The 23,375-nt window shown below is 54.6% G+C and carries 23 protein-coding genes; 13 read left to right on the forward strand and 10 right to left on the reverse strand.

The genetic code is table 11. The features are described from left to right. Nucleotides 1-5: 5 nt before the first annotated feature. Nucleotides 6-1,142, reverse strand: coding sequence for a glycosyltransferase family 4 protein (locus LAO76_03810; protein MBZ5490042.1), 1,137 nt, complete (start codon nucleotides 1,140-1,142; stop codon nucleotides 6-8). A gap of 140 nt (nucleotides 1,143-1,282) precedes the next feature. On the opposite strand from LAO76_03810, the gene LAO76_03815 reads away from it, so the two are divergent. Further along, on the forward strand, nucleotides 1,283-1,798 hold the full coding sequence (locus tag LAO76_03815; protein MBZ5490043.1) for a class I SAM-dependent methyltransferase: 516 nt from the start codon (nucleotides 1,283-1,285) through the stop codon (nucleotides 1,796-1,798). A gap of 24 nt (nucleotides 1,799-1,822) precedes the next feature. Here LAO76_03815 and LAO76_03820 read toward each other — a convergent pair whose 3' ends face one another. Both LAO76_03820 and LAO76_03825 read right to left on the reverse strand, forming a co-directional pair. Continuing rightward, complete coding sequence (locus tag LAO76_03820; GenBank protein ID MBZ5490044.1) at nucleotides 1,823-2,812, reverse strand: threonine/serine dehydratase; 990 nt, start codon at nucleotides 2,810-2,812, stop codon at nucleotides 1,823-1,825. A 40-nt stretch (nucleotides 2,813-2,852) separates the two neighbouring features. Further along, nucleotides 2,853-3,305 (reverse strand): cytochrome c, encoded by a 453-nt coding sequence (locus LAO76_03825; GenBank protein ID MBZ5490045.1) that lies wholly within the window; start codon nucleotides 3,303-3,305, stop codon nucleotides 2,853-2,855. A gap of 583 nt (nucleotides 3,306-3,888) precedes the next feature. Here LAO76_03825 and LAO76_03830 point away from each other — a divergent pair. After that, nucleotides 3,889-4,137 (forward strand): PGPGW domain-containing protein, encoded by a 249-nt coding sequence (locus tag LAO76_03830; protein ID MBZ5490046.1) that lies wholly within the window; start codon nucleotides 3,889-3,891, stop codon nucleotides 4,135-4,137. 85 nt (nucleotides 4,138-4,222) lie between these two features. On the opposite strand, the gene LAO76_03835 is transcribed toward LAO76_03830, so the two are convergent. The 5 genes from LAO76_03835 to LAO76_03855 form a co-directional block, all read right to left on the reverse strand. Beyond that, nucleotides 4,223-5,155 (reverse strand): hypothetical protein, encoded by a 933-nt coding sequence (locus LAO76_03835; GenBank protein ID MBZ5490047.1) that lies wholly within the window; start codon nucleotides 5,153-5,155, stop codon nucleotides 4,223-4,225. Further along, nucleotides 5,155-6,648, reverse strand: a complete 1,494-nt coding sequence (locus LAO76_03840) for an efflux transporter outer membrane subunit (protein MBZ5490048.1) — start codon at nucleotides 6,646-6,648, stop codon at nucleotides 5,155-5,157. The genes LAO76_03835 and LAO76_03840 overlap by 1 nt, the downstream gene beginning before the upstream one ends. A gap of 101 nt (nucleotides 6,649-6,749) precedes the next feature. Further along, on the reverse strand, nucleotides 6,750-7,970 hold the full coding sequence (locus tag LAO76_03845; protein ID MBZ5490049.1) for an efflux RND transporter periplasmic adaptor subunit: 1,221 nt from the start codon (nucleotides 7,968-7,970) through the stop codon (nucleotides 6,750-6,752). Between the two features lie 9 nt (nucleotides 7,971-7,979). Continuing rightward, complete coding sequence (locus tag LAO76_03850; protein MBZ5490050.1) at nucleotides 7,980-11,177, reverse strand: efflux RND transporter permease subunit; 3,198 nt, start codon at nucleotides 11,175-11,177, stop codon at nucleotides 7,980-7,982. Nucleotides 11,178-11,388: 211 nt separating this feature from the next. Continuing rightward, the gene (locus tag LAO76_03855; protein MBZ5490051.1) at nucleotides 11,389-12,105 is read right to left on the reverse strand and encodes an SDR family oxidoreductase; all 717 of its coding nucleotides are present in this window, start codon (nucleotides 12,103-12,105) and stop codon (nucleotides 11,389-11,391) included. An 80-nt stretch (nucleotides 12,106-12,185) separates the two neighbouring features. Between LAO76_03855 and LAO76_03860 the strand changes: the two genes are divergently transcribed. From LAO76_03860 to LAO76_03910, 11 genes are all read left to right on the forward strand, one after another. Next, nucleotides 12,186-12,398, forward strand: a complete 213-nt coding sequence (locus LAO76_03860; GenBank protein ID MBZ5490052.1) for a type II toxin-antitoxin system VapB family antitoxin — start codon at nucleotides 12,186-12,188, stop codon at nucleotides 12,396-12,398. Beyond that, nucleotides 12,395-12,820 carry a PIN domain-containing protein gene (locus LAO76_03865; protein ID MBZ5490053.1) on the forward strand — a complete coding sequence of 142 codons (426 nt, stop codon included), beginning with the start codon at nucleotides 12,395-12,397 and terminating at the stop codon, nucleotides 12,818-12,820. The genes LAO76_03860 and LAO76_03865 overlap by 4 nt, the downstream gene beginning before the upstream one ends. A 116-nt stretch (nucleotides 12,821-12,936) precedes the next feature. Further along, complete coding sequence (locus LAO76_03870) at nucleotides 12,937-13,422, forward strand: SUF system Fe-S cluster assembly regulator (GenBank protein ID MBZ5490054.1); 486 nt, start codon at nucleotides 12,937-12,939, stop codon at nucleotides 13,420-13,422. Then, the gene (sufB, locus tag LAO76_03875) at nucleotides 13,419-14,876 is read left to right on the forward strand and encodes a Fe-S cluster assembly protein SufB (GenBank protein MBZ5490055.1); all 1,458 of its coding nucleotides are present in this window, start codon (nucleotides 13,419-13,421) and stop codon (nucleotides 14,874-14,876) included. Before LAO76_03870 ends, sufB begins: the two co-directional genes overlap by 4 nt. A 9-nt stretch (nucleotides 14,877-14,885) precedes the next feature. Then, nucleotides 14,886-15,644, forward strand: a complete 759-nt coding sequence (sufC, locus tag LAO76_03880) for a Fe-S cluster assembly ATPase SufC (GenBank protein MBZ5490056.1) — start codon at nucleotides 14,886-14,888, stop codon at nucleotides 15,642-15,644. Between the two features lie 148 nt (nucleotides 15,645-15,792). Then, nucleotides 15,793-17,166 (forward strand): Fe-S cluster assembly protein SufD, encoded by a 1,374-nt coding sequence (gene sufD / locus LAO76_03885; protein MBZ5490057.1) that lies wholly within the window; start codon nucleotides 15,793-15,795, stop codon nucleotides 17,164-17,166. Next, a complete protein-coding gene (locus tag LAO76_03890) occupies nucleotides 17,163-18,425 on the forward strand; it encodes a cysteine desulfurase (protein MBZ5490058.1) in 1,263 nt (420 codons plus the stop codon). Before sufD ends, LAO76_03890 begins: the two co-directional genes overlap by 4 nt. Then, nucleotides 18,425-18,877 carry an SUF system NifU family Fe-S cluster assembly protein gene (locus tag LAO76_03895; protein ID MBZ5490059.1) on the forward strand — a complete coding sequence of 151 codons (453 nt, stop codon included), beginning with the start codon at nucleotides 18,425-18,427 and terminating at the stop codon, nucleotides 18,875-18,877. Before LAO76_03890 ends, LAO76_03895 begins: the two co-directional genes overlap by 1 nt. A 4-nt stretch (nucleotides 18,878-18,881) precedes the next feature. After that, a complete protein-coding gene (gene sufT, locus LAO76_03900) occupies nucleotides 18,882-19,445 on the forward strand; it encodes a putative Fe-S cluster assembly protein SufT (GenBank protein MBZ5490060.1) in 564 nt (187 codons plus the stop codon). Between the two features lie 473 nt (nucleotides 19,446-19,918). Further along, nucleotides 19,919-20,221 carry a hypothetical protein gene (locus LAO76_03905; protein MBZ5490061.1) on the forward strand — a complete coding sequence of 101 codons (303 nt, stop codon included), beginning with the start codon at nucleotides 19,919-19,921 and terminating at the stop codon, nucleotides 20,219-20,221. A gap of 152 nt (nucleotides 20,222-20,373) precedes the next feature. Continuing rightward, complete coding sequence (locus LAO76_03910) at nucleotides 20,374-21,048, forward strand: sigma-70 family RNA polymerase sigma factor (GenBank protein ID MBZ5490062.1); 675 nt, start codon at nucleotides 20,374-20,376, stop codon at nucleotides 21,046-21,048. A 158-nt stretch (nucleotides 21,049-21,206) separates the two neighbouring features. Here LAO76_03910 and LAO76_03915 read toward each other — a convergent pair whose 3' ends face one another. Together LAO76_03915 and LAO76_03920 are read right to left on the reverse strand one after the other, a co-directional pair. Next, nucleotides 21,207-21,485, reverse strand: a complete 279-nt coding sequence (locus tag LAO76_03915) for a hypothetical protein (protein MBZ5490063.1) — start codon at nucleotides 21,483-21,485, stop codon at nucleotides 21,207-21,209. A gap of 319 nt (nucleotides 21,486-21,804) precedes the next feature. Beyond that, a complete protein-coding gene (locus LAO76_03920; protein MBZ5490064.1) occupies nucleotides 21,805-23,271 on the reverse strand; it encodes an RNB domain-containing ribonuclease in 1,467 nt (488 codons plus the stop codon). Nucleotides 23,272-23,375 lie beyond the last annotated feature (104 nt).

Below are 23,375 nucleotides of genomic sequence, written 5' to 3' on the forward strand. Positions count from 1 at the left end.
TAGTGTTAAGCCAGCGAGCGGTACACACCCAGTGCTTTTTCGGCCAGATTACCAGCAGTGAACTGCTTACTTCTTTCCAAACCGCGCGCGGCTAAATCTTTCTGCAGGGCAGGATCGCCAAGGACTTTGCCGAGCGCAGCCGTTATTGAATCCGTGTCGCTCGGATCGATGAGGAGCGCGCCATCGCCAGCGACCTCCTCCAAGGAAGACCCGAAGGAAGTGATTGTGGGAACGCCACTGGCCATGCTTTCCACCACAGGCAATCCAAAGCCCTCAAAGAATGAGGGGAAAACAAAAACTTCAGCGCCGTTATAAAAGAGTGGCAGGTCCTCAAATGGGACAAATCCGGGAAAGATAACGCAATCCTCGAGCCCAAGCTCCTTGATCTTGTCCAAGAGTTGTCCGGATTGCCAGTCCCTTTTTCCGACCATCACCAGTCTTGCGTCCAAACCCTGCTTGCGCAAGCGCGCGTAGGCTTCCACCAGACGCGGTAGATTTTTTCGCGCCTGAATCCTCCCCACGTACAAGATAAAAGGAAAAGTAAGGCCATATCTCCGGGCCAAATGCTCCTGGCTTTGCGCTTTATCTCTGGGATGGAAGTCTGGTGATGCGGCCAGGTGCGCCACGGTGATCTTTTCGCGCGGAATATCAAAGCGCCGGGCAATATCAGCTCCCGAAAACTCCGAGATTGTCATGATATGGCTGGCGCGTTTTGCCGACCATCGCACCAGCGTCTTCATCCGAAACGCTTCCACTGGATGAAAGAACTCTGGAAAATGCTCGTGCGCCAGATCGTGGATCGCCAGAACAGTCTTCATTTTAATGAATGGGGGCAGCACATACTGGGCGTGGAAAACATCCGGCTTTGTTTGAGCAAGCAGGCGCGGGAGAACGGCACAAATCCTTACGATTGGGTTTTTAGAAATGGGAGTAAAGTGAAACGCTCCGCCCGCAGAATCTACGGCGCTTAACGCGGACGGATTGGTATAAAAAAGTTCATACTGATTCTCTTCGGGGGACTGCGCAAGCCCGCGGAGAAGCTGGCGGCAATATGTTTCATTGCCTCCGGATTGAGTGCCTAAGCTGTGTACGTCAATGGCAATTTTCATCAGGCAGAGAATGCTGGTGTGCTGCTGCTCCATCCTAAAGCGTTCTGGCGTAACGTGAAAGGCTGAAATTCTTTTACAATACCTATGCCCTCATAGACCCTATTGAATTTCAGAAACCTATCCGCAGATATTTCCAAAAGAAACGGTTCAAGAATTTCATCGCCGATTATGCATTGTGCAAAACAATTCTGGATGTTGGCGGAGGACGTAATACGTGGGAGGTCCTTGGGCGGTCGGCAGGCGTCACGATTCTGAATATTCTTCCTCCGGCAGATACAGGCGGCTTCAACTACGTCCAGGCATCTGCCTGTGACATACCTTTTCCCGACAAGTCTTTTGATCTGGCTTTTTCAAATTCGGCCATCGAGCATGTGGGGAGTGAAGGGAACCAGTTTAAATTTGCCAGCGAGATGATGCGCGTAGGCAAGCGGATCTACTGCCAAACACCCTCGCGTGTCTTTCCCATTGATCCACATCTCAGCGCGCCTTTTCTTCATTGGCTGCCAAGTTCCTGGTTGACGCCGAAATTCCTGCGTTACTTTACATTGAACGGCTGGTTATGGAGAAAGCCGTATCAATATGACGTGACGTGGATTTCCAAAAAGAAGCTGCAAAAGATGTTTCCCAGGTGCAAAATCACAACCGAGCGGTTTCTGCTGATGCCAAAATCTTTTACTGTCACGAACTAAAATAGCAGCCGGGCGGCACAATTTTCATCCCAGAGCCGACAGCACTTTCTCCGAAACGTTGGCTCCGCAGATGACGACAGCCACTTTCTTTCTCTTATAGTGGTCAGCGTTCTTCAGGAAGGCTGCGACTGCAACGGCGGCCGCGCCTTCAATGATCCATCCTTTCAAAGCGCGAACCTTACGCATGGCATCTAGAATCTCTGTTTCTGATACGAGGACAGAGGCGTCAATCACGTGGGAGCAGATTTCCAGGGTCACGGAGACAGGCTCAAGACCGCCGGCCGTGCTTTCAGAAAGGGTAGGCCGTTCAGCAACGTCCAGGATACGCCCAGCCTTGATCGACTCATAAAGGACGGGAGAGTTTTCCGGCCAACAGCCGACAAGTTCTGTCTGGGGAGAAGCGCGTTTAATGTGAGCGCCGATTCCGCCAATGAGTCCGCCGCCACCCACGGCGACAAATATTGCGTCCAGCAGCGGCAGTTGGCGCAGCAAATCAACGGCAATGGTTCCCTGGCCGGCCATTACGTGAATATCGTTATAAGGTGAAATGAATACCTTGCCTTGCTCGGACGCGGCGGCCCGCGCCGCCAACTCGGCTTCAAGCGGATCGTCTCCGCTACGCTTGATCCGGGCTCCATATTCCTCAATGCGCCGGGCTTTGGAAGGAGAAACATGGTTGGAGACATAGACCTCAGCGGTGATGCCGGCTGCTTTTGCAGCGGCGGCGACTCCCAATCCATGATTGCCATTAGAAGCGGCGATCACTCCCCGTACAGCTTCTGCGGGCGAGAGAGAAAGGATCTTGTTGCTGGCGCCGCGAAGCTTAAATGAGCCGGTCTTCTGCAGGTTCTCCAACTTGAAAAAGAGATCAGCGCCCTCGTCGGGAGATAAGCCCTCAATTTTCTCGACTGGAGTTTCGACCACGACCGGTCGAATTCTTTCAGCCGCATCTATGACCTGGGCTGCCAGTTTGGCGACGGCATCGGGCACTCTTGGCCGGGCACTATAACTCATGGCCTTATTGTGCCACGAGCCAGATACAAGAGCCTGGGAGCTACTTCTGGATCGACTTTAAATAATCAGTGATGTTTTGCAGGCGAACCTCGCCGTAATCGCGGTCTTCCTGTATCTGATGGAAGATCGGTCCCCAAATAGGCATTTCCCGGGAGCCATGGCCCAGAATCAGTTCATCGCCGGTAATTATCTTGCGTACGCGGACAACCGGAAAGACGCCGCCGCTTCGCTGGGAGATCGTGGAGAGATCGGGCATTTTGGAGTTGAGCGCCGGCGCCACCGGGCCGTCACCTTTGCCTTCCACTCCGTGGCACGTCGCGCAATGAGCACGATAGATGTCGACCCCATTCAGTGACTGGATGAGGTGCCCGGGATTGTGCTGTTGCGTCTTTGCCTTCTCGTCCGGAGCTGTACTGGCCGCGGCAAATAGCCCTGCCAGCAGAACTGCTCCCTGCAAAACCATAACGTAAACACCAGCTTTTGATCGTTTCATTTTGACTTCGGCTCCTGGTTCTCTTGAGTTCTCGGGCTGGTCGCAGACAACATCGACGGCAAAGCAATCGTACCGCCCAAAGTATCCGGGGAAACGTGATGGATATCACACATCACGCGTGAGTTTGCAGGCTGTCCGCGGGCATGGAAAGCGTGACGGGCATCACAGCCTGGGGTTAAGGGACGGGTAGATGATTGAAAAAAGCTTAAGGAGTGAAGGAACATGGTTTCAGAGTGCGCTAACCCGAGCTGCCGAAAGCCGTTCATTTATTACCGGCACGGCAAACTCTTTTCTGTCCCGCGCGCAATTGCCTCCGCGACGCGAGCCACAATAGAGCATTTTTGGCTGTGCCAGAGCTGTGCGGAGAGCATGGCTATTGAAGTCCGTCACGGCGGCAATCCGGCGTTAGTTTTGCGCCAGCCATCTGGAAAAATGTTGCAGCTTGAGTATGAGCTTTGAAATAGATAATCCGGCAGCTCAGTTATGGTTCAGACCAGCGCAAATAATGGATCAGGCCGGCTGTTCGTAAATTATTTCAAAATGCAGCGAGATCAAATCTCTCTGTGAAGGCATCCAATAGGACATGGTGAAGCGTGTAGCATTTAACGCGGCTGGTTGGGCCCTGCTGATGCTGGGGGGCGCAGGCCTGGTCCTGCCGGTGCTTCCGGGCGTGGTGCTCCTGATAGTTGGATTGTCATTTCTTTCATTGGAATATAAGTGGGCACGTCGCTGGATGGGCCCGTTGCTCCGCCGCTTTCCCGCCGCTGAAAAGAGACTCCAGGTGTTTCTTGCCCGCCATCAGAAGGCTGTCTCCGCAAATATATCCGCATAAGATCTTGGTAACTCATTCCTGCCTGCTTTATTCGATCTGCTTTTCTTGAGAAGTTCTGGTGGGCTTTGATGCGTGTTGAATCGCGCTACTTGTGGGAATTTTGCTTGTGCCGCGGCGGGTGCTTGTCCAGACGTTCCTCAGCCGGAGCGGTCAGCAGTTCTTTCATGGCTTCCTGGAGCGTCAGGTCGGCAGAGACCGGCTGAAATCGCGAATTGGTCTCCTTCCGCTGAAACTTGAATGAATTGAACAGAAACATTTTCCCCTTCAGGTTGACATCCAGCTTGGTAATGCGCCACTTCCCCGGAGCCAGTTGGGTTTGGGCGATCTCATAGATCCCGCCCTTGTTGAGGTGTCCGACGATGCCCCAGCCAAAGCTAACGTCCTTAACCAGAATGCCCTCGATTCGGACGATTCGCTCCTGCGCGGGTTCAATCCAGACCGAGCCTTCCATGCCGCGGTACATTTGCGTTTCGCGATCTTTTGGGGAAAAATCCGGATCGGGACGGAAATTGAAGCGGAGCAGGCCCTTCTCCACGCCTGCATAGTCAAAGAAGAACGCTTTCGGAAAGGCCCGTACGATCCTGATGCGGCGCTGCGTTTCGCTTTTCTGGTCTTTCAACTCATTCTTAATCGCGTCCCGGTCGGACAAAAGTTTTTCCAGCCGGTGCTGCTGCCTGGCCTGCTGCTCTGGCGAGAGCGGCTCGCCGTTGAACAGCACGATTCGGTCTGCGCGACCTTCGGCGGTTTCAATGACTGAGCGTGTTTCGGAGCCCCAATTCCAGTCCAGCCGCTCCTGGTAGCGATACGGTTTGGGATTTTCAAGCTCAGCTCGCTCGTGTTCTGAGGCGCGTGCGATGAGCGCAAGTTGCTCCTCAGATGCGGGATGGGGTGATTTTTGCGCCAGAGCTGTACCCGGCAAAAGCCCGAAGCACAGCAGTAGGTACAGGGCAGACTTTATCCTGGCGATCTTGAAGCTTTGCGGATAATTGCTGATCGCGCTTTCAGCGGGTCGCGACATTACGGCTCAATCGCTTGTTTTAGAGTGGCTTTTACGCGAATGGCCTGAAGGCTGGAAGAGTCCCAGCCGCCACCAAGGGCTTTCACCAGACTCACAGAAGTGACCAGACGCTGGCCGAGGATCTGGGTGGCCAGGCGTTGGGCTTCCAGATAAGTCTCTTGAGCATTTATCACGTCAAGGTAGGTAACCAGGCCGCCGGTATATCGATCATTAGCGATCTGCAGCGCCCGTTGTGACGCGTTTACGGCCTGCTGCTGGGTTTCCGCAGCTTCAGCCAGCACGCTCAGCCCGGAAAGCGAGTCTTCCACTTCCGAGAAAGCCGTTAGCACGGTCTGCCGGTAATTTGCCACAGATGCGCCATATCCTGATTTGGCAAAATCCACTTCAGCGCGCCGGCGTCCGCCGCTCAGGACCGTTTCCGCCACGTTGGCGCCAAGCGCCCAGAAGCCCGTGGAAGCGCCAACGATGCTGCCGAGCGCGGTATTCTCGAACCCGCCTGCCGCAGAGAGATTGATGCCGGGATAGTAAGCGCTCTTGGCGACGCCAATCTGCGCGTTTTCGGCGGCCATCTGCCGTTCAGACTGAGCGATGTCCGGACGGCGCTCCAGAACATCTGATGGCACGCCGATTGGCACTACTGGCGGAGCCAAAGCCAGAGGCTTAACCGGCACACTGAAAGCCGAGGCAGGAACTCCGACCAAAGCAGCAATAGCGTGCTCAAATTGTGCCCGCTGCCGTCGCAAGAGCGTAGCCTGCGTGCGGGTGGAATTCAGCAGCGTTTCCTGCTGAGCGACGTCCAGCCCGGAAGCGATGCCGCCTGTATGGCGGTTTTGCACCAGCGTTAACGATTTGTTCTGATATTCCACGGACGAATTCACGACCGCTATTTCAGCATCGAGTTCACGCAGTGAGAAGTAGTCAACTGCCAACTCTGAGGTAATCACCAGACGCACATTTTCCAGAGCGGCAGCGGACGCCTGATATGTGGCATTCGCGGACTCTACGCTTCGCCTTACACCGCCAAAAAGATCAGCTTCCCACGTAAGGTTGAAAGGAATCAGGAAATCGTTCGATGTCGTTGGAGCCGTCAAAGGAATACCAGTCGTGGTCGGCCTGCCGGCGGAATTCCGAGCGCGTTGGACAGCAACACCCGTATTCAGATGAGGGAACAATCCTGACTGAGTGATTCGGGCCGAAGCTCGCGCCTGTTCCAACTGGTAGTGAGCTACTTCTATAGTCTGGTTCGACTTGAGCGCCTGCGCTTCATACTGATCGAGTTCGCTGTCAGCGAACGTGGTCCACCAGTTGCCCTTGGGGATGGAGTCTTTGGGATCGGCGGCGCGCCATGGCGGCTGTTCCTTCCAGGCAGGAGCGGTTGCCACGTCAGGCCGGTGATAGTTGGGACCGACAGCACAGCCAACCAGGAAAAATAAGAAGGCTGCGCTGCTTAAAAAGAGAACACGTCTTTTTACAGGGGCTAAAGCCCAAGTCAATTTAAAGTTTTTACGGCACGACTGAAGTCGTGCCCTGACACTTGTCGCGTGACCATTGGGGTTTCCATCCATCTTTACAGCGAAGCGAACCAAACCAAGCCTCACGATTTCGCTCCGCCTCCAGCACCGGCTTTGATGTTGACTTCCTGCCCTTCCTCCAGGGAGTCCGCCGGATTCACCACAATCTGGTCGTTAGGATCGAGCCCGTCAAGAATTTCGACCTTTATACCGTAGTCGCGGCCAATGTTGATGGCCTTAAGATGGACTTTATGATCGGAGCCCACAACGGCCACGCGGGGACCTTCCGACCGAAAAAGCAACGCATTCACGGGAATCGACAAGCGGGTGATCTGCACAGGGACGGCGAAATGGACTTCCGCATATGAGCCGGGCAGGAGGTGTCCATCGGGATTAGGCACATCAATTTCGGTAAGCAGGGTGCGCGTCGCCGGGTCAATGGCATCCGCAGTGCGTACCACTTTACCGGTAAACTTCTGGCCCGGATATTCGTGCAGCTCAATATAAGCCGGAAGCCCCGCGTGGATGGATGGCGCATTGTTTTGCGGCACACTGACAAAGACGCGCAAAGGATCAAACTGCGCGACGTCGAACAATTCCTTGCCGGTGCCGGAACTCCCCGCGGTGATCAGTGCGCCAACATCAGTATTGCGGCGGGTGATCACGCCGGAAATCGGCGAGTAAACATGCTTGAAAGATTCAAGCTGCTGCAAGCGCCGGACATTGGCCTCTGCCGCGGCATTATTGGCTATGGCTTGCGTATAAGCGCTGGACTGCTGGTCTGATTCCTGTTGTGAGACAGAATCAGTCTTGCGCAGGTTGATCCAGCGTTCGGCTGTGGATTTGGCCAACTGCAACTGCGCCACGGTTTGTTGCTGCGCGGCCTTGGCCTGAGAAAGCTCCTGGTCAATTTCCGGGGTATCGATTTCCGCCAGCAGCTCGCCTTTCTTTACGTGGCTGCCAATGTCCTTGTTCCAGCGCAGCAGATAGCCATTGGTACGGGCATAGATTGCTGATTCAACATAGGCCTGGAGTTGCGCGGGCAAAACCAGTTGGTCAGCAGCAGGCTCAGCACTTGGTTTGATCACGCCGACAGTTGGTATGGCCAGCCGCTCCGTCTCCTTGGCCAGCGCTCCACGCTCCGTGACCCGGCGCGCCAGTGCAAGGGCTCCGGCCACAATCAGAATCCCCAGCACAATTATGGCAAACAGGCCGCTCTTTTTGGCTTGGCGAGCCTGATCTTTCGCCGGTGAAGCGCTGTTACTTGCCGGTCCCGAATTTCTCTGTTCCGTGAGCTGTGTCATAAGTCAGTTTTATGTCCTGGAATAAACTTCCTGCTGGGACTCAGCTTTCTTCGCTGCTTTGGCTTCTCTGCGTCCGTGCATCATGCTGAAAATTACCGGCACAAACAGCAGGGTCGCTACGGTCGCAAAAATTAACCCGCCGATCACTGCCCGGCCCAGTGGGGCATTCTGCTCGCCGCCTTCGCCCATTCCCAATGCCATCGGCACCATGCCGATAATCATCGCCAGGGCTGTCATGATCACTGGGCGCATGCGTGTATAACCTGCTTCCAGCGCGGCGTCCCAGGCGCTCAGGCCTTCCTGCATTCGTTCGCGCGCGAAGGAGATGACCAGGATACTGTTTGCCGTGGCCACGCCCATGCACATAACCGAGCCGGTAAGCGACGGCACGTTAAGCGTGGTATGAGTCAACAATAGCATCCAGACAATTCCCGCCAGCGCGCCCGGCAGAGCCGTGATAATAATGAACGGATCAAGCCATGACTGGAAGTTGACCACGATCAGCAGGTAAACCAGCATGATCGACATGACCAGGCCCAGGGCCAAGCCGGCGAATGAGCTGCTCATGGTCTCCACCTGTCCGCGCATTTCAATTCGCGAGCCACGCGGCAACTTTTTTTCAAAACTGGCGACGATCTTGCGTGTGTCGCGCGCCACGCCGCCCAGATCGCGTCCCTGCACGCTGGTATACACATCGATTACTGGTTGGATATTGTAATGAGAGATCACAGCCGGGGTCACAGCGGGAGAGACGGTGGCCAGGTTTGCCAGCACCTGGGGCGAAGGCGCTCCGGGTGCCGCAATAGGCGTATCCATCAGCGCCTGAAGCGAGTCAATGCGGTACTCCGGCGTTTGTACCGCCACGTTGTAAGTTACGCCGTTTTCCCGGTTGAGCCAGAAGGTAGGCGCTGTTTGAAAGCTGCCGCTCAATGAGACCAGCAGGTTCTGCGCCACGTCCCGCTGCTGCAGGCCAACCTGCTGGGCACGCGTGCGGTCCACATTCAGGCGCAATGCAGGCGAGTTCATAAGCTGCTGCACATGCACGTCTGCCGCGCCGGGAACATGGCGAAGCTGGTTGGCCAGTTCCTGCGCTAGTTGGTAATTCTGCGCCTGGTTCTTACCGACAATCTGAATATCAATAGGTGACGGCAGTCCGAAATTCAGGATCTGGCTGACGATATCAGCGGGCTGGAAAAAAAATTCCACGCCGGGGAACTGCTTTGGCAGCTCTTCGCGCAGCTGCTTAACATAGCCTGCAGTGGGATGGTGGTGCTCCTGGTTCAGCGAAAACAGGATCTCCGCGTCCGACGTGCCAATGCTCCCGGCGGTGGAGTATGTGTTGTTGATAGAACTGTAGGGCAGGCCGATATTATCGAGCACCGTGACCAGTTCTTGCCGGGGAATGCGGCTGCGGACATAGTTCTCCACTTCGTCGCACAGGCGGGCGGTTTCTTCAATTCTGAGGCCGGCGCGTCCGCGCACGTGCATGCGAAAGATGCCGGCATCGACGTCAGGAAAAAAATCCTGCCCCAGGAAAAAGACCAGCCCGGTGGACAAGATGCAGAAGGCCAGGAAGCAGCTCACAAAAATTGTGCGGTGTTGCATGGCCGAGAGCAGGGTGCCGTGATAAGCCTCGCGCAGGCGATCAAAACGGCGTTCAAAGCCGATCTGGAAATTCTTGAATGGCGCCATGATGCCGCGCCCCGGCTTGAACCTGTCTTCATGCTCATGGCCGCGCAAAAGATACATCACCATTGTGGGGACCAGCGTTCGCGAAAGCAGGTAAGAGGCCAGCATGGCGAAGACTACGGCTTCCGCCAGCGGCACGAACAGGAACTTGGCCACGCCGGTGAGGAAGAACATGGGCACAAACACAATGCAGATGCAGAGCGTGGAAACGAACGCCGGGACGGCGATCTGCGAAGCGCCATCCAGAATGGCCGCCGTGAGCGGCTTACCCATGGCCAGATGACGGTCAATATTCTCAATCGTGACCGTGGCGTCATCCACCAGGATACCGACGGCAAGCGCCAGCCCTCCCAAGGTCATGATATTCAAGCTCTGCCCCAGGGCGCTGAGGACAATGATCGAGCAGAGAATCGAAAGAGGAATTGAGATGGCGATAATCAAGGTGCTGCGCCAGTTTCCCAGGAACAGCAGGATCATGGCCGCAGTAAGGCACGCAGCGATCAAAGCTTCGCGCAACACGCCGTCAATTGAGGCGCGCACGAAGAGAGACTGATCAAAAAGCGCTTTCATATCCACGCCGTCCGGCAGTGTGGAGGCTTCGCGCTTCAACGTTTCCTTGATGTTTTTGACGATATCCAGGGTAGATGCGCCGCCATTTTTCATGATGGTCAGCAGCGTGCCGCGAATGCCGTCCTGGCGGACAATGTTGGTCTGAGGGGAAAATCCGTCGCGGACGTGGGCCACATCGCGAAGATACGTGGTGGTTCCGTTCTGCGTTTTGATAGGAAGAGCGTTGATTTCGGCAATCGTGTCCGGACTGCCATTCATAGAGACCTGGTATTGCAACGGGCCGATTTTCGCCGTGCCCGAAGGCAGAATCAGGTTCTGCGCGCTAATGGCATTCACCACGTCGACCGGCGTCAGCCTTTTGGCCTGCATGGCGGCGGTATCGATATCCACGGCCACCACGCGCTGCTTGCCGCCATATGGAAAGGGAATGGCGGCGCCGGGAATCGTGGTCATTTGCGGGCGGATGAAGTTCAGGGAGAGGTCATTCAGCGCCTGCTCCGGAAGGTTCTTGCTGCTGATGCCGACCTGCACAATGGGAACGCTTGACGCAGAATAAACAATGATCAGTGGGGGATTGGTTCCCTGCGGCAGGTTCCGCACCGCTGTTTGCGAAATGGCGGTAACTTGTGAGAGCGCAGTCTGTAAATTGGCCGTGGGATGAAAGAAAATCTTGGTGATGGCACGGCCGTCCATGGCCTGCGTTTCAGTATGTTCAATGTCATTTACGATCGTCGTCAGTCCGCGCTCCGTATTGCTCACAATGCGGTCCGCCATTTCCTGTGCTGACAAGCCCTGGAATTGCCAGATGACGCTGATAACGGGAATATTGATGTCAGGAAAGATATCGACCGGCGTGCGGATGATGACGATGGGGCTTAAGATCAAAATCAAAAGCGCCATCACAACGAATGTATAAGGCCTCTGTAACGCGAGGCGAACAATCCACATCTGGCTAGTCCTTTGGGAAGGGCGGCGCTCAACGTTTAAGTTGAGTCACCAAACCGCAGCCAAAACATATCTATGTTGACGTTAAAAATGATAGGGGAGATTCAAACATTGATTATATTATCAATGCGAAAATCGCTTTGCTGAAGTTTCGCGAAGTTTGCGTTAACAGTTCTTTACCCACCTGCATATACATCGCCCCGTTCGCGCGTTTTCAGCTCTCGCCGTATACAGGAATCGCCGCGCCGTGTATTAACTTTGCTTCCGGACTGCACAGGAACAGGACGACTTGAGCGATCTCTTCCGGCTTGGGCCACTTGGAAAAATCAGTCGTTGGCATCGCTTTGCGATTCGGTTCGGTGTCAATGATGCTGGGCAGAACGGAATTCACGCGAACGCCCGTGCCTTTCACGTCCTGGGCCAGGCAATCGAATAGCGCGAGAGCAGCGGCCTTGGATGCCGCATAGGCTCCGGCGCTGGCGGCATGGTCCAGCGCGGCTTTTGAGGCGATGTTTACGATTGAACCGCTCTTCTGCTTCAGCATTGCCGGGACTACAGTGCGGGCCAGGTTAAAGCCGGCATGAAGGTTCAAAGTCAGCATGAGCTGATAAGTCCTGGGGTCGGTCTCCCAAACCGTTTTTCCGCCGGCATAGCCTCCAATGGCGTTGACCAAAATATCGAGATGGCCATGCCTCGCTGTGATGCCATCCACCAGCCCGCGACAGGCGGATTCGTCGGTTGCATCCAGCGGCAGAAGTTCCAGGTGAGCATGCGGGCCCACGGCGTCGCGGAGCGCGTCCGCCTCGTCCTTCACAATATAGGTGGCAATCACGGATGCGCCTTCATGAAGCAGCGCGAGCGTCACCGCGCGCCCCAGTCCTCCGGTACCGCCGGTGACGAGAGCTACTTTGCCGCTGAATTTACTGGTCATGAATGCCTCCATTCTCTAGATTTTACACTTTTATCCACACATCTAAAAGTGTAGAATGACTCTTGGTTAAAAGGAATTTTATGCCAACAAATCTTGCCATTGACGACAGTCTGATCGCGGAAGCCCAGAAGGTCGGACATCATCGGACAAAAAAGGAAGCAGTAACTGCAGCGCTCGACGAATACATCAGAAAAAGGAAAAAGTTAGATGTCCTTGAGATGTTTGGAAAAATCGATTACGACGAAGACTATGACTATAAGCTTGAGCGTGATCGGAAACCCAAACGGCGATGAACGTCTTGGTCGATACCTCCGTATGGTCATTGGCTTTTCGCCGCAAGCCTGAAGATCTAAATGCGGCCGAACAAACTCTTGTCCAAGAGTTGCGTCACTTGGTTCAAGAAGATCGTGCCCAACTGCTTGGAGTAGTGCGCCAGGAAGTGCTTTCCGGCATTAAGAATCACCATCAGTTCGAAAAGTTACGGCAGGTTCTACGTCCGTTCCCGGACGAACCTTTGGACATAGAAGATTATGAGCGTGCCGCAGATGCCAGTAATCGCTGTCGCGCAAAAGGAATTGCTATGTCGGCTGTGGACGCGTTGCTGTGTGCCGTAGCTCTGCACAAAGACTTGTTGATCTTTACTACAGATCCCGACTTTAAGCATTATTCGCGGGTATTGCCACTTAAATTGCACCCCAACGGCCGGACAAATTAGATCTCCCCTGAATCCAGACCTGTTCGGTCTTGTATTCCTCCAGCCCAAGCGATAAAATAATACTGGATTGGTATTGTATTCAGCTGCTGGTTCATGTGGGTGCGCAGAAGAACCCGATGTTCAGACTTAACAAGTTGACGGATTACGGCATTGTGCTGATGGCGCACGTAGCGCGCAGCCCAGAAGAGACGCCGCATACTGCCCGCAGCCTGGCCAAAGAGACCCGGTTGCCGCTGCCGACGGTCGGCAAGCTGTTGCGGCAGCTTTCTGAGCACGGGCTTTTGAGCTCGCATCGCGGGGTAAACGGCGGATACAACCTGGCCCGTGAAGCCCGTTCCATTAACGTCGCCGAGATCATTCTGGCCCTGGAAGGGCCCATTGGTTTTACCGAATGCAGCGTGGTCAAGGGTCTATGCAACATGGAGCGCTCATGCGCCATTATGAGCAACTCGCAGATTATTGGCGACGCCCTGCGCGACGCGCTGGAGCACGTGACTTTGTCTGACCTGAACCATGAGATGGCGCACCATGAGCGCAAGCACGAACATGAATTAGTTGCATCCATTAAGCCCGCGACCAGCGTTGCGGAAGGAGTGAGATGAGTAGCACAGTCAACCAGATTAATGACCTCACACAGCAGGAATATAAGTGGGGGTTTATCACCTCCATTGATGAAGACCGTTTGCCTCCGGGGTTGAATGAAGAAATCGTCCGCGCCATCTCCCTGAAGAAGGGTGAGCCGGAATTCATGATGGAGTGGCGGCTCAAGGCGTATCGCTACTGGGCGCAACTGGAGCAGAAGCAGGCAGAGCCAAAGTGGGCCAACGTAAAGTATCCGCCCATCGACTATCAGGCGCTGTCTTATTATTCCGCGCCCAAGCAGAAGAAAGAACTCAAGAGCCTGGAGGAAGTGGACCCGGAAATTCTGGACACCTACGCCAAGCTGGGTATTCCATTGCACGAGCAGAAGCTGTTGGCCGGAGTGGCCGTTGACGCTGTGTTTGACAGCGTCTCAGTGGCTACCACGTTCAAGGCCAAGTTGGCCGAAGCGGGAGTGATCTTTTGTTCATTCTCTGAAGCGGTGAAGAACCATCCTGAGCTGGTGAAAAAGTATCTTGGCTCCGTGGTTCCTGTAACCGACAACTTTTTTGCCGCTCTGAATTCCGCGGTCTTCAGCGACGGATCATTCGTCTATGTGCCCAAGGGCGTTCGCTGCCCCATGGAACTATCGACATACTTCCGCATCAACGCGCAGAACACCGGACAGTTTGAGCGCACGTTGATCATCGCCGATGAAGGCGCTTCCGTTAGCTACCTTGAGGGCTGCACCGCGCCGATTCGCGATGAGAACCAACTGCACGCCGCCGTGGTTGAACTGATCGCGCATGACAATGCCACGATCAAGTACTCGACCGTCCAGAACTGGTATCCGGGTGACAAGGAAGGCAAAGGCGGAATCTACAACTTCGTCACCAAGCGCGGCAAGGCGCTGGGCAAGAATTCCAAGATTTCATGGACCCAGGTTGAAACCGGCTCCGCCATAACATGGAAATATCCCAGCTGCATCCTGCAGGGCGACAATTCCGTGGGCGAATTTTATTCGGTGGCGCTGACCAACAATTATCAGCAGGCCGATACCGGCACAAAGATGATCCATATCGGCAAGAACACCAAGAGCACGGTAGTGTCAAAGGGCATCTCCGCCGGACACGGACAGAATACTTATCGCGGCATGGTGAAGATACTGAAAGGGGCAACCGGCGCGCGCAATTACACGCAGTGCGATTCGCTTTTGATTGGCGATAAGTGCGGCGCTCATACCTTCCCGTATATCGAGGTCAAGAATGCCAGCGCGCGCATGGAGCATGAAGCGTCGACGTCGAAAATCGGCGAAGACCAGATTTTCTATCTGCAGCAGCGTGGAATCTCCAAGGAAGAGGCCGTCAGCATGATCATCAACGGATTCTGCAAGGCGGTGTTTAAAGAGCTGCCGATGGAGTTTGCCGTGGAAGCGCAGAAACTGCTCAGCATCAGTCTTGAGGGGAGTGTTGGATAAACGATGAGTCTGCTTGAAATAAAAAATTTGCATGCCAGCGTGAATGGCAATGAGATTCTGAAGGGAATTGACCTGACGGTGAATCCGGGCGAGGTGCATTCCATCATGGGACCGAACGGCTCCGGCAAGAGCACGCTCGCGCAGGTGCTGGCGCGCCGCGAGAGCTACGTTGTCACCGCCGGTTCCATTACCTTCGACGGCAAAGATCTGCTGGAAATGAAGCCCGAAGATGCGGCTTGCGAAGGGCTGTTCATGGCATTTCAGTATCCGGTGGAAATTCCCGGCATCAGCAACGCGTATTTTTTGCGGGCGGCTTTGAACGCGGTGCTGAAATATCGCGGCCAGGATGAAATGGATGCCATTGATTTCCTGCCTCTGCTCAAAGAAAAGATGCGGCTGCTGGAGATGGACGAGCGCTTCCTCAACCGTCCGGTGAATGAAGGTTTCTCCGGCGGTGAAAAGAAGCGCAATGAGATTGTGCAGATGGCCGTGCTGGAGCCCAAGCTTGCCGTGTTGGATGAAACCGATTCCGGTCTCGACATCGACGCGCTCAAGATTGTGGCCAAGGGCGTAAATGCCATGCGCAATAAAAACCGCGGCATGATCCTGGTAACGCATTACCAGCGGCTGCTTGACTACATTGTGCCTGACTTTGTCCACGTTCTGGTGAACGGACGCATTGTGAAATCCGGCGGGCCGGAACTTGCGCTGGAACTGGAAGAGAAAGGCTATAGCTGGACTGAGCCGGAACTGGCGGGGAAGCGGTAATTTTTTCCCGAAGCGTAGCGAGGGAACCCTATCGCAACAGGATTTCAGGGAACAGAAAGGTCAATCGAGAAAGCATAGAGTTCCCCCGCTCGCAAAGAACGCGAGTTCGGGAGTTTCGAAAAAGGCCACAAGTGAAGGAAGACAAATAGTGATTACAGCAACCCAAGCTCCGGAAAAGTATCTGGAGGTTTTTGATCAGATCAACAACCGCGCCGCGGCTGTTCATCCGCGCTGGCTGCAATCGCTGCGGCAGGATGCTTTCGCCCGTTTTTCTGAGACCGGCTTTCCCACTACGCACGATGAAGATTGGCGCTTCACGAACGTCGCGGCTGTGGCCGGCACGCCTTTTGAACTGGCTGGGCCCGACATGGTCAACAAAGAACAGTTGGAGCCGTTTGGTGCAGCGCAATTTGATTGCTGTCTGGTTTTTGTGAATGGCCTCTTTTCGGGAGAGCTTTCAACCCTCCCGGCGCTGCCCAAAGGCGTGACGGTCGGCAGCCTAGCCGAGCAGCTCAAAAACAATCCGGCTGGTCTTGAGCCTCACCTGGGACGCTATCTCAACACACAGCGCGATGCCTTTGCCGCGCTCAACACAGCATTCATTGAAGACGGCTTTTACGTACACGTTCCGCGGGGAGTCGTAGTTGAAACTCCGATCTATGTGCTCTATGTGACTGTTCCTGGCGCCGCGCCCGCGATGAACCATCCGCGCAATCTGATCGTCGCCGAAGAGAGCAGCCAGGTCACGGTGGTCGAAGACTACGTTTCGTTGGGTGAGGGCATTACGTTTTCCAACGCCGCTACCGAACTCGTCGCCGGCGACAATGCTCACGTTTCGCATTACATGATCGTCCGTGAAGGCGAACAGGCTTACAACTTCTCCACTTTGCGCATCCAGCAAGGACGCCATGCGAATGTGGCTACGCATTCACTCCTGCTGAGCGGCGCTCTCGTGCGCAACAATGTGCATCCGGTACTGGCAGGTGAAGGAAGCGAATGCCTGATCAACGGCTTGTTCATGGCCAATGGTCGCCAGCACATGGATAACTACATGCTGGTGGAGCATGCCAGTCCTCATTGCGATAGCCGGCAGTTTTATAACGGCATTTTGAACGGCCAATCGCACGGCGTATTTCACGGGCGCATCATCGTGCACAAAGACGCGCAGAAGACTGATGCGAAGCAGACCAACCGCAATTTGCTGCTTTCTGACGACGCGCAGATCGATACCAAGCCGCAGTTGGAGATTTATGCCGACGATGTGAAGTGCACGCACGGCGCGACGATCGGCCAGTTTGATGACAATGCATTGTTCTACCTGCGTTCTCGTGGTCTGGCCGAAGCGGCGGCGCGCCATGTTCTTTTACTGGCATTTGCCAATGAGTGTCTGGACCGCATGAATTCTCCACAGATTCGTGAACACCTGGAAAAGCTGGTTGTGGCAGGAATGCCGGAAGCCGCAACATTCGCCGGTCCTCGCTCGGGCGAAGGCGCGGAGCGGCGTTGGGAGGAAGTCGGATGAGCACAGTCGCCAAATTTCCGGAAAAAATTCACGCCGCTTCAACCTACGACGTGCAGAAGATCCGCAAGGACTTTCCCATCCTGCATCAGAAAGTGCACGGCAAACCGCTGGTTTATCTGGACAATGCCGCCACTACGCAGAAACCTCTGGCGGTGATTGAGGCGATTGAGAACTACTACCGGCGCGACAATTCCAACATCCATCGGGGCGTCCACACGCTTTCAGAGCGGGCAACGGAAGCATACGAAAAAGTTCGCGTGGCCGCGCAGAAGTTCATAAATGCCGCCGACCACAAAGAAATCATCTTCGTACGCGGCACAACTGAGGCCATCAACCTGGTGGCCCAGACTTACGGCCGTAAAAACGTCGGCAGTGGCGATGAAGTACTGATCACGGCCATGGAGCACCACTCCAACATTGTGCCGTGGCAGCTGCTTTGTGAAGAGAAGGGCGCGAAACTACGGGTAGCGCCGATTAATGAGCAAGGCGAACTGCTTCTGGACGAATTCGAAAAGCTGCTTAGCCTGAAGACAAAGATTGTGGCTGTGGGCCACCTATCGAATGCGTTGGGCACGATCAATCCGGTGCGCGAGATTGTCCGCATGGCGCATGCTCGGAACATCCCTGTTTTAGTGGATGGAGCGCAGGCCGCGCCGCGCATGCAGGTGGACGTCCAGGCCCTGGATTGCGATTTCTATGCTATTTCCGGCCACAAAATTTACGGCCCTACGGGCATTGGCATCCTTTACGGCAAAACAAAACTGCTGGAAGCCATGCCACCGTACCAGGGCGGCGGAGACATGATTGCCTCCGTCACGTTTGAAAAGACGGTTTACAACCGGCTGCCGTACAAATTTGAAGCCGGCACACCGAACATTGCTGACACTATCGGTCTGGGTGCGGCCCTTGAATACCTGAACAAGCTGGGGCTGGACCAGATCGAACAGCATGAGGCTGACCTGCTTGCCTATGCAACGAAATCTGTCGAAGCAATCGATGGCGTGAAACTGGTAGGCACCGCGAAAGAAAAAGCGGGCGTGCTCTCATTTGTGATGGAAGATATTCATCCTCATGACATCGGCACCATCCTGGATACCGAAGGAATCGCGGTGCGCACCGGACATCATTGCGCCCAGCCTGTAATGCAGCGCTTTGGCATTCCCGCTACGGCCCGCGCGTCCTTTGGACTTTACAACACGCGCGAAGAAGTTGATGCGCTGGTGAAGGGAATCCGCAAGGTACAAGAGGTGCTCGGATAATGTCTGACGTTCGCGAATTGCGCGATCTTTATCAGGAAGTAATTCTTGAGCACAGCAAGAAGCCAAAGAACTTCCGCGCGATTGAGACCGCCAACCACAAGGCTGAAGGATTCAATCCGCTGTGTGGCGACCATTTCACGATCTATGTTGACGTGAAGGACGGCGCGATCAACGACATTGGATTTCAGGGCAGCGGCTGCGCCATTTCGAAAGCCTCAGCTTCCATGATGACGCAGATGCTCAAAGGCAAGACTGAGACCGAGGCCGAAGGCATTTTTACCAAGTTCCACGACCTTGTAACAGGTCATACTGGCGATGGACAGGATTTGGGAAAGCTGGCGGTTTTTGCCGGAGTTTCAGAATTTCCTCTGCGGGTAAAGTGCGCCACGCTCGCATGGCATGCGATGCGGGCGGCGCTCAACGGCGATCAGGAAGCCGTATCAACCGAATAAGGTCATGGCATCCAACGAACAAATCGAGCTGTCGCGTGAAGTTGACGCAACGCAAATTCCCAGCGGCATACCCCATCGTCTTTCTGCCGGGACCAAGGTGCGCTTGATGCAGGCCCTTGGCGGCAGCTACACGGTAATGACCGACATCGGGTACATGGTCCGAGTGGATGCCAAAGACGTGGACGCGCTTGGATTGACGCCAACGTCCGCAGCAACGGATGCCCTGCAAGAGTTCAGTGAAAAGCTGGTATGGGACCAGCTGCGGACTGTCTATGATCCGGAAATCCCAGTCAATGTGGTTGATCTTGGGCTTATTTACGATTGCCACATCGCCCCCGTGTCAGAAGGCAACAAGATTGACATTAAGATGACAATGACCGCTCCGGGCTGCGGAATGGCGGATGTTCTCAAGTCCGATATTCAGCGGAAGATTTCAGACTTGCCTACAGTGAAGGAACTGAATGTTGAGGTGGTGTTTGAGCCGCCGTGGCATCCGGGCAAAATGAGCGAAGCGGCAAAGTTGCAGTTGGGCCTTGACCTGGACAGTTCGCCCTTCCCAATGCATTGAAGTAGCGGGAGAACGTGCTATATCCCCACTCGCTCCCCCGCTCTCCTTCCCTGCTGAACCAACTCCGTAGCTGGGTCTAACAGATGCCGGATGAACTTCGTAAGTGGACGTGTCTCCAGGCTCGGAACGCGTGCTCTTGCGAAATTCAAAAAGCGTGGCCGCTACAGATATAGTGACTTCACGAACCAACAAAAATATAGCCGCAAAGGCGAATCCGTCTCAAGTTAGGCAATATTTTGTTAGAAAATCTAAAACTGAACGGCCTTGCAGGAACCACTGGTGTTATTATCCCGCATTGACTAAACTCCTTGCATTCATACATTTGCCTGCCATCCGGCGGTCCTCAACAGGCCGCATTTAATTCTTAGGGCGCTTAGATTATCGGGGTTGATTACCACAGTGCTATAGTCGCTTCAGTCGCAGAAGCTGCGCGACCGGGATTCTTTGCCAATAAATGCTGCCAGCTAAAGATTATGCCCCGCAAGCTGCCAAAAATCGTGCTCATCCTGATCGTGCTGATGGCCGTGTTCTCGCCATTTATGCAGCTCGACAGTCTGGACAATTTTCCCGTGGCCACTGGCGACATGGAATCCCATTTGATTTCCGTGCTGTTTGAAACGGGAATGTTTTTTGTGTTTGCCGGGATCCTTAAGCTCTTCCCCAAACTTCTTTGTACGAACGTCCAGCCACCCAGGATGATTTCTTCTGGCTTCACCCGTGATGTGGCTCCGCTGCAGTCAGCCTTTTCCTGTTTAGCCGTTCCTCTCCGTATTTGATTGTCACCCATACCCGAAGTGTGTCCGTAGATCAGGAGCTTCCTTTACCAGTGAACTTGGAACCTGTTTCCCCGCGGGCGCAGATGTAGCCGGAGCGCGTCACTTGCTCCTGCCTGAAATGGAACATTGAAAATCAAAGACAGGAAATGGAAATGAAATCCTCAGAAGTGTATACATCCGCGACGGCTGCTGCCGCGGTTATTGCAGGCCAGCCGGCGATCCTTAATGAAAATGACATTGAGCAGTGTTTTTGCAACGATGGCGCAGAAATAGGCGAAGACGAATGGCTTGTGCAGGGCTGCATTCAGGGCGACGCTAAAGCGTGGGAAGACCTTATTGATAAATACAAGCGCCTGATCTATTCGATCCCGATCAAATACGGCGCTTCCTCAAGTGATGCGGCCGACGTTTTTCAGTCGGTATGCATTGAAGTAATGAATTGCCTGCCGCAATTGAAAAACGTGCAATCGTTGCGCTCATGGCTGATCACGGTCACGATCCGGCAATCGTACCGTTGGAAGAAAAAGCAATCCAGCCACGTTGAGTTGGACGCCATGGAGCCAGACGTCGCCGAAGGGCTGGCTTCTACGCCTCCGGCAGAGACGCTTTTTCAGTTGGAAGAAGAACAGATCGTACGGGACGTGGTGGCCAAACTGGAACCACGGCACCGGGAGCTGGTGCGGCTGCTTTTCTTTGAACAGCCGCCGCTGCCGTATGCCGAAGTGGCGCGGCGCATGGGCCTTGCTACGGGATCCATCGGGTTTATCCGCGGGCGTTGCCTGGAGAAACTGCGCAAGGCGCTGGTAGAGTACGGTTTTAACGGATAGTGCAGTGAACGGAATGCGCAACAGCCTTTGAGGCTGTTGCGCGTTTCATTCTTTTAGATCAAATGCCTGGAGATTCAAGGCGGACTTAGCTCTCGCGGCAACGCTCAGTTAGCTGCCGCAATGAGGGCCAGTCATCGGACGCAGCACAGAAGGTACTGTTAGAACGCACTTGCCTTGAGGCCCCGAGGCGTTTCTGTTGTTTCTGCTGCGTCATAGGGAAGATCGCTGATGCAGAATAGATTGTCCGGGTGAGGGAAGGCAACGCCGTTCGCAGAGTTTGTGCGGTAAATCCCCAGTACGACGTTAAGTTGAAGGATTTCCTGATCCAGGCCCAGAGGGATCCCGTTTCTTTCGGCATCGGCCATTGCAGCTTTTAAATAAGTGATGTCCTTCTCTATTGCTGCTGCAGCTTCCAACCACTTTTGATTGTCATCCATGGTACCCTTGTCTCCAAACCAGTGAATTAGTTACTCAACGCCATCTCAACAATTACACAGCCATATCAACACTACGGCGATTGGGCTTCCTTCCCGGTAAGGTAAAACAAGCCACCTGTTTCCAGCTACTTAAAGCCAGTTCATGTTTCAGTTTTGTGGTTAAGTTGCTACCTATTAGAGTAGAAACCGGCCCAAAAAATATAGATTTTGCAAGTTTTGGGCCAGTAACTAAATAGATCGTTGTTCCGAAGGAAAATTGCGGAATTTTTGAAGCCGGCTCTTTTTTAACCCTGCTCCGGATTTATCGTCTCAAACCGGGTTAAGCAGCGACGAAATCAATGTATCCACGCTGAGGATCGGCGCTGATCAGCTTGACGCGCAGCTTGTCTCCCACGTCTTTCCCCTGGCCGTGGACCAGCAGGCCTTCCACATGGGGTTGGAGTACCCGCACAAAGGTTCCCTTGGGCGTGGCGCCGGTCACGATGGCGTCAAAGATCTGGCCGATGCGGCTGCTCATGCTCACGGCGGCGATCCGCTTGGACATGCCGCGCTCAACTTTTCGGGCCGCGTCTTCTTTTACGGTACAGTTGGTTGCGATTGCGGAAAGTTCATCATCCACGTACGGACTTTTTTGCCGGCCCAGCACGGACTTGATCAGCCTCTGCGTGACGATATCAGCATAGCGGCGGTTGGGCGCGGTGGAGTGCGTGTAATCCTGCACGGCAAGGCCAAAGTGTCCGGGTGAAGGCTGCCCGGGGCGCTCCAGAACGTATTCGCCGGGACCCATCAGTTTGATCACTGCCAATGACAGGTCGGCAAAATGTTCGGGATCGGCGGTTTTGCGCGTCTGCAAAAAATCATTGAGCGCTTTGGAGTCAGGGACAGCGGGCAACTTGCCGCCCTGCTGCGCCGCCAGAGCCACAATGCGGTCCCATCGTTCGGGCGTCTCTACCACGCGACGGATGGAAGAAATTCCGGCTTCTTCCAGCGTGCGCGCCACCACGCCATTGGCGGCGATCATAAAATCTTCAATCAGCTCCGTGGCGCGGTTCTTCTCTTGCTTTTGCAGGTCCACAATTTTGTCATTGAGCACCACGGGATGAACTTCAGCCGTCTCAATATTCAACGCGCCATGGCGATAGCGTTCATTCTTGAGCGCCTGAGCAACCTCATCCTGCAACTTGAGCTGCGCCTGTAGTTCAGGCGAAGCAGCCACCTTGGCGGGAGCCGGCCCAGTGCCTTCCAGCCATGCTCCCACGCTGTTGTAAGCCAGCTGCGCTTTGTTAACGACAATTGCCGGATAGATCTGGTGCTTGCTTACTTCTCCGCTGCCGTTCACCACGAATTCCGTGACTACACTCAACTTGCCATCTACTTCAAGCAGTGAAGTTGTGCCGGTGGAAAGCTCTTCCGGCAGCATGGGAAAATTTCTGACGCCTGTGTAGACGGTGCAGGTTTCCTTACCCGCATGCAGGTCAATAGGCGTGCCTTTGGGGACGAAAGAATCCACATCGGCTATTCCGACCAGTACCCGCGTGGTGCCGTCCGGCAGCTTTTCCGCGTACTCAATCTGGTCAAGATCGCGCGAGGTGTCATTGTCAATGGAGGACCACAGCAGCTTGCGCAAGTCCTGGACGTTTCCCGGGGCAGCTTGCGGCGGTTTGCTCTTGATCGCAGCCAGTTGCTGCGCGACAGCCGGAGGGAATTCCGGCTCAAAGCCATTTTGCAGCATCAGTTGCTTTGCCGCTGCCTGAAGATCAAAGTGGGAGGGATGTGGATTATTCATAGATGAAAAGGGAAGCAGAAAAGCTTACCACGGCGGGCGGCTACTTATGTTGTCAGGCATCTACTTCGTTCGTAGCAGGCAAAAGTAAGGGCTGTCGGAATCGA

The organism is Terriglobia bacterium, from assembly GCA_020072645.1.
GTDB lineage: Bacteria > Acidobacteriota > Terriglobia > Terriglobales > Acidobacteriaceae > Angelobacter.

Excerpts from the sequence above, each read along its gene's own strand:
- LAO76_03855 (MBZ5490051.1), bottom strand. The coding sequence starts at position 12,105 with ATGACCAGTAAATTCAGCGGCAAAGTAGCTCTCGTCACCGGCGGTACC.
- LAO76_03865 (MBZ5490053.1), top strand. The coding sequence starts at position 12,395 with ATGAACGTCTTGGTCGATACCTCCGTATGGTCATTGGCTTTTCGCCGC.
- LAO76_03920 (MBZ5490064.1), bottom strand. The coding sequence starts at position 23,271 with ATGAATAATCCACATCCCTCCCACTTTGATCTTCAGGCAGCGGCAAAG.
- LAO76_03835 (MBZ5490047.1), bottom strand. The coding sequence starts at position 5,155 with ATGTCGCGACCCGCTGAAAGCGCGATCAGCAATTATCCGCAAAGCTTC.
- LAO76_03820 (MBZ5490044.1), bottom strand. The coding sequence starts at position 2,812 with ATGAGTTATAGTGCCCGGCCAAGAGTGCCCGATGCCGTCGCCAAACTG.
- LAO76_03915 (MBZ5490063.1), bottom strand. The coding sequence starts at position 21,485 with ATGGATGACAATCAAAAGTGGTTGGAAGCTGCAGCAGCAATAGAGAAG.
- LAO76_03850 (MBZ5490050.1), bottom strand. The coding sequence starts at position 11,177 with ATGTGGATTGTTCGCCTCGCGTTACAGAGGCCTTATACATTCGTTGTG.
- LAO76_03895 (MBZ5490059.1), top strand. The coding sequence starts at position 18,425 with ATGTCTGACGTTCGCGAATTGCGCGATCTTTATCAGGAAGTAATTCTT.
- LAO76_03810 (MBZ5490042.1), bottom strand. The coding sequence starts at position 1,142 with ATGGAGCAGCAGCACACCAGCATTCTCTGCCTGATGAAAATTGCCATT.
- sufB (MBZ5490055.1), top strand. The coding sequence starts at position 13,419 with ATGAGTAGCACAGTCAACCAGATTAATGACCTCACACAGCAGGAATAT.
- sufT (MBZ5490060.1), top strand. The coding sequence starts at position 18,882 with ATGGCATCCAACGAACAAATCGAGCTGTCGCGTGAAGTTGACGCAACG.
- LAO76_03905 (MBZ5490061.1), top strand. The coding sequence starts at position 19,919 with ATGCCCCGCAAGCTGCCAAAAATCGTGCTCATCCTGATCGTGCTGATG.
- LAO76_03890 (MBZ5490058.1), top strand. The coding sequence starts at position 17,163 with ATGAGCACAGTCGCCAAATTTCCGGAAAAAATTCACGCCGCTTCAACC.
- LAO76_03860 (MBZ5490052.1), top strand. The coding sequence starts at position 12,186 with ATGCCAACAAATCTTGCCATTGACGACAGTCTGATCGCGGAAGCCCAG.
- LAO76_03870 (MBZ5490054.1), top strand. The coding sequence starts at position 12,937 with ATGTTCAGACTTAACAAGTTGACGGATTACGGCATTGTGCTGATGGCG.
- LAO76_03830 (MBZ5490046.1), top strand. The coding sequence starts at position 3,889 with ATGGTGAAGCGTGTAGCATTTAACGCGGCTGGTTGGGCCCTGCTGATG.
- LAO76_03910 (MBZ5490062.1), top strand. The coding sequence starts at position 20,374 with ATGAAATCCTCAGAAGTGTATACATCCGCGACGGCTGCTGCCGCGGTT.
- LAO76_03845 (MBZ5490049.1), bottom strand. The coding sequence starts at position 7,970 with ATGACACAGCTCACGGAACAGAGAAATTCGGGACCGGCAAGTAACAGC.
- LAO76_03825 (MBZ5490045.1), bottom strand. The coding sequence starts at position 3,305 with ATGAAACGATCAAAAGCTGGTGTTTACGTTATGGTTTTGCAGGGAGCA.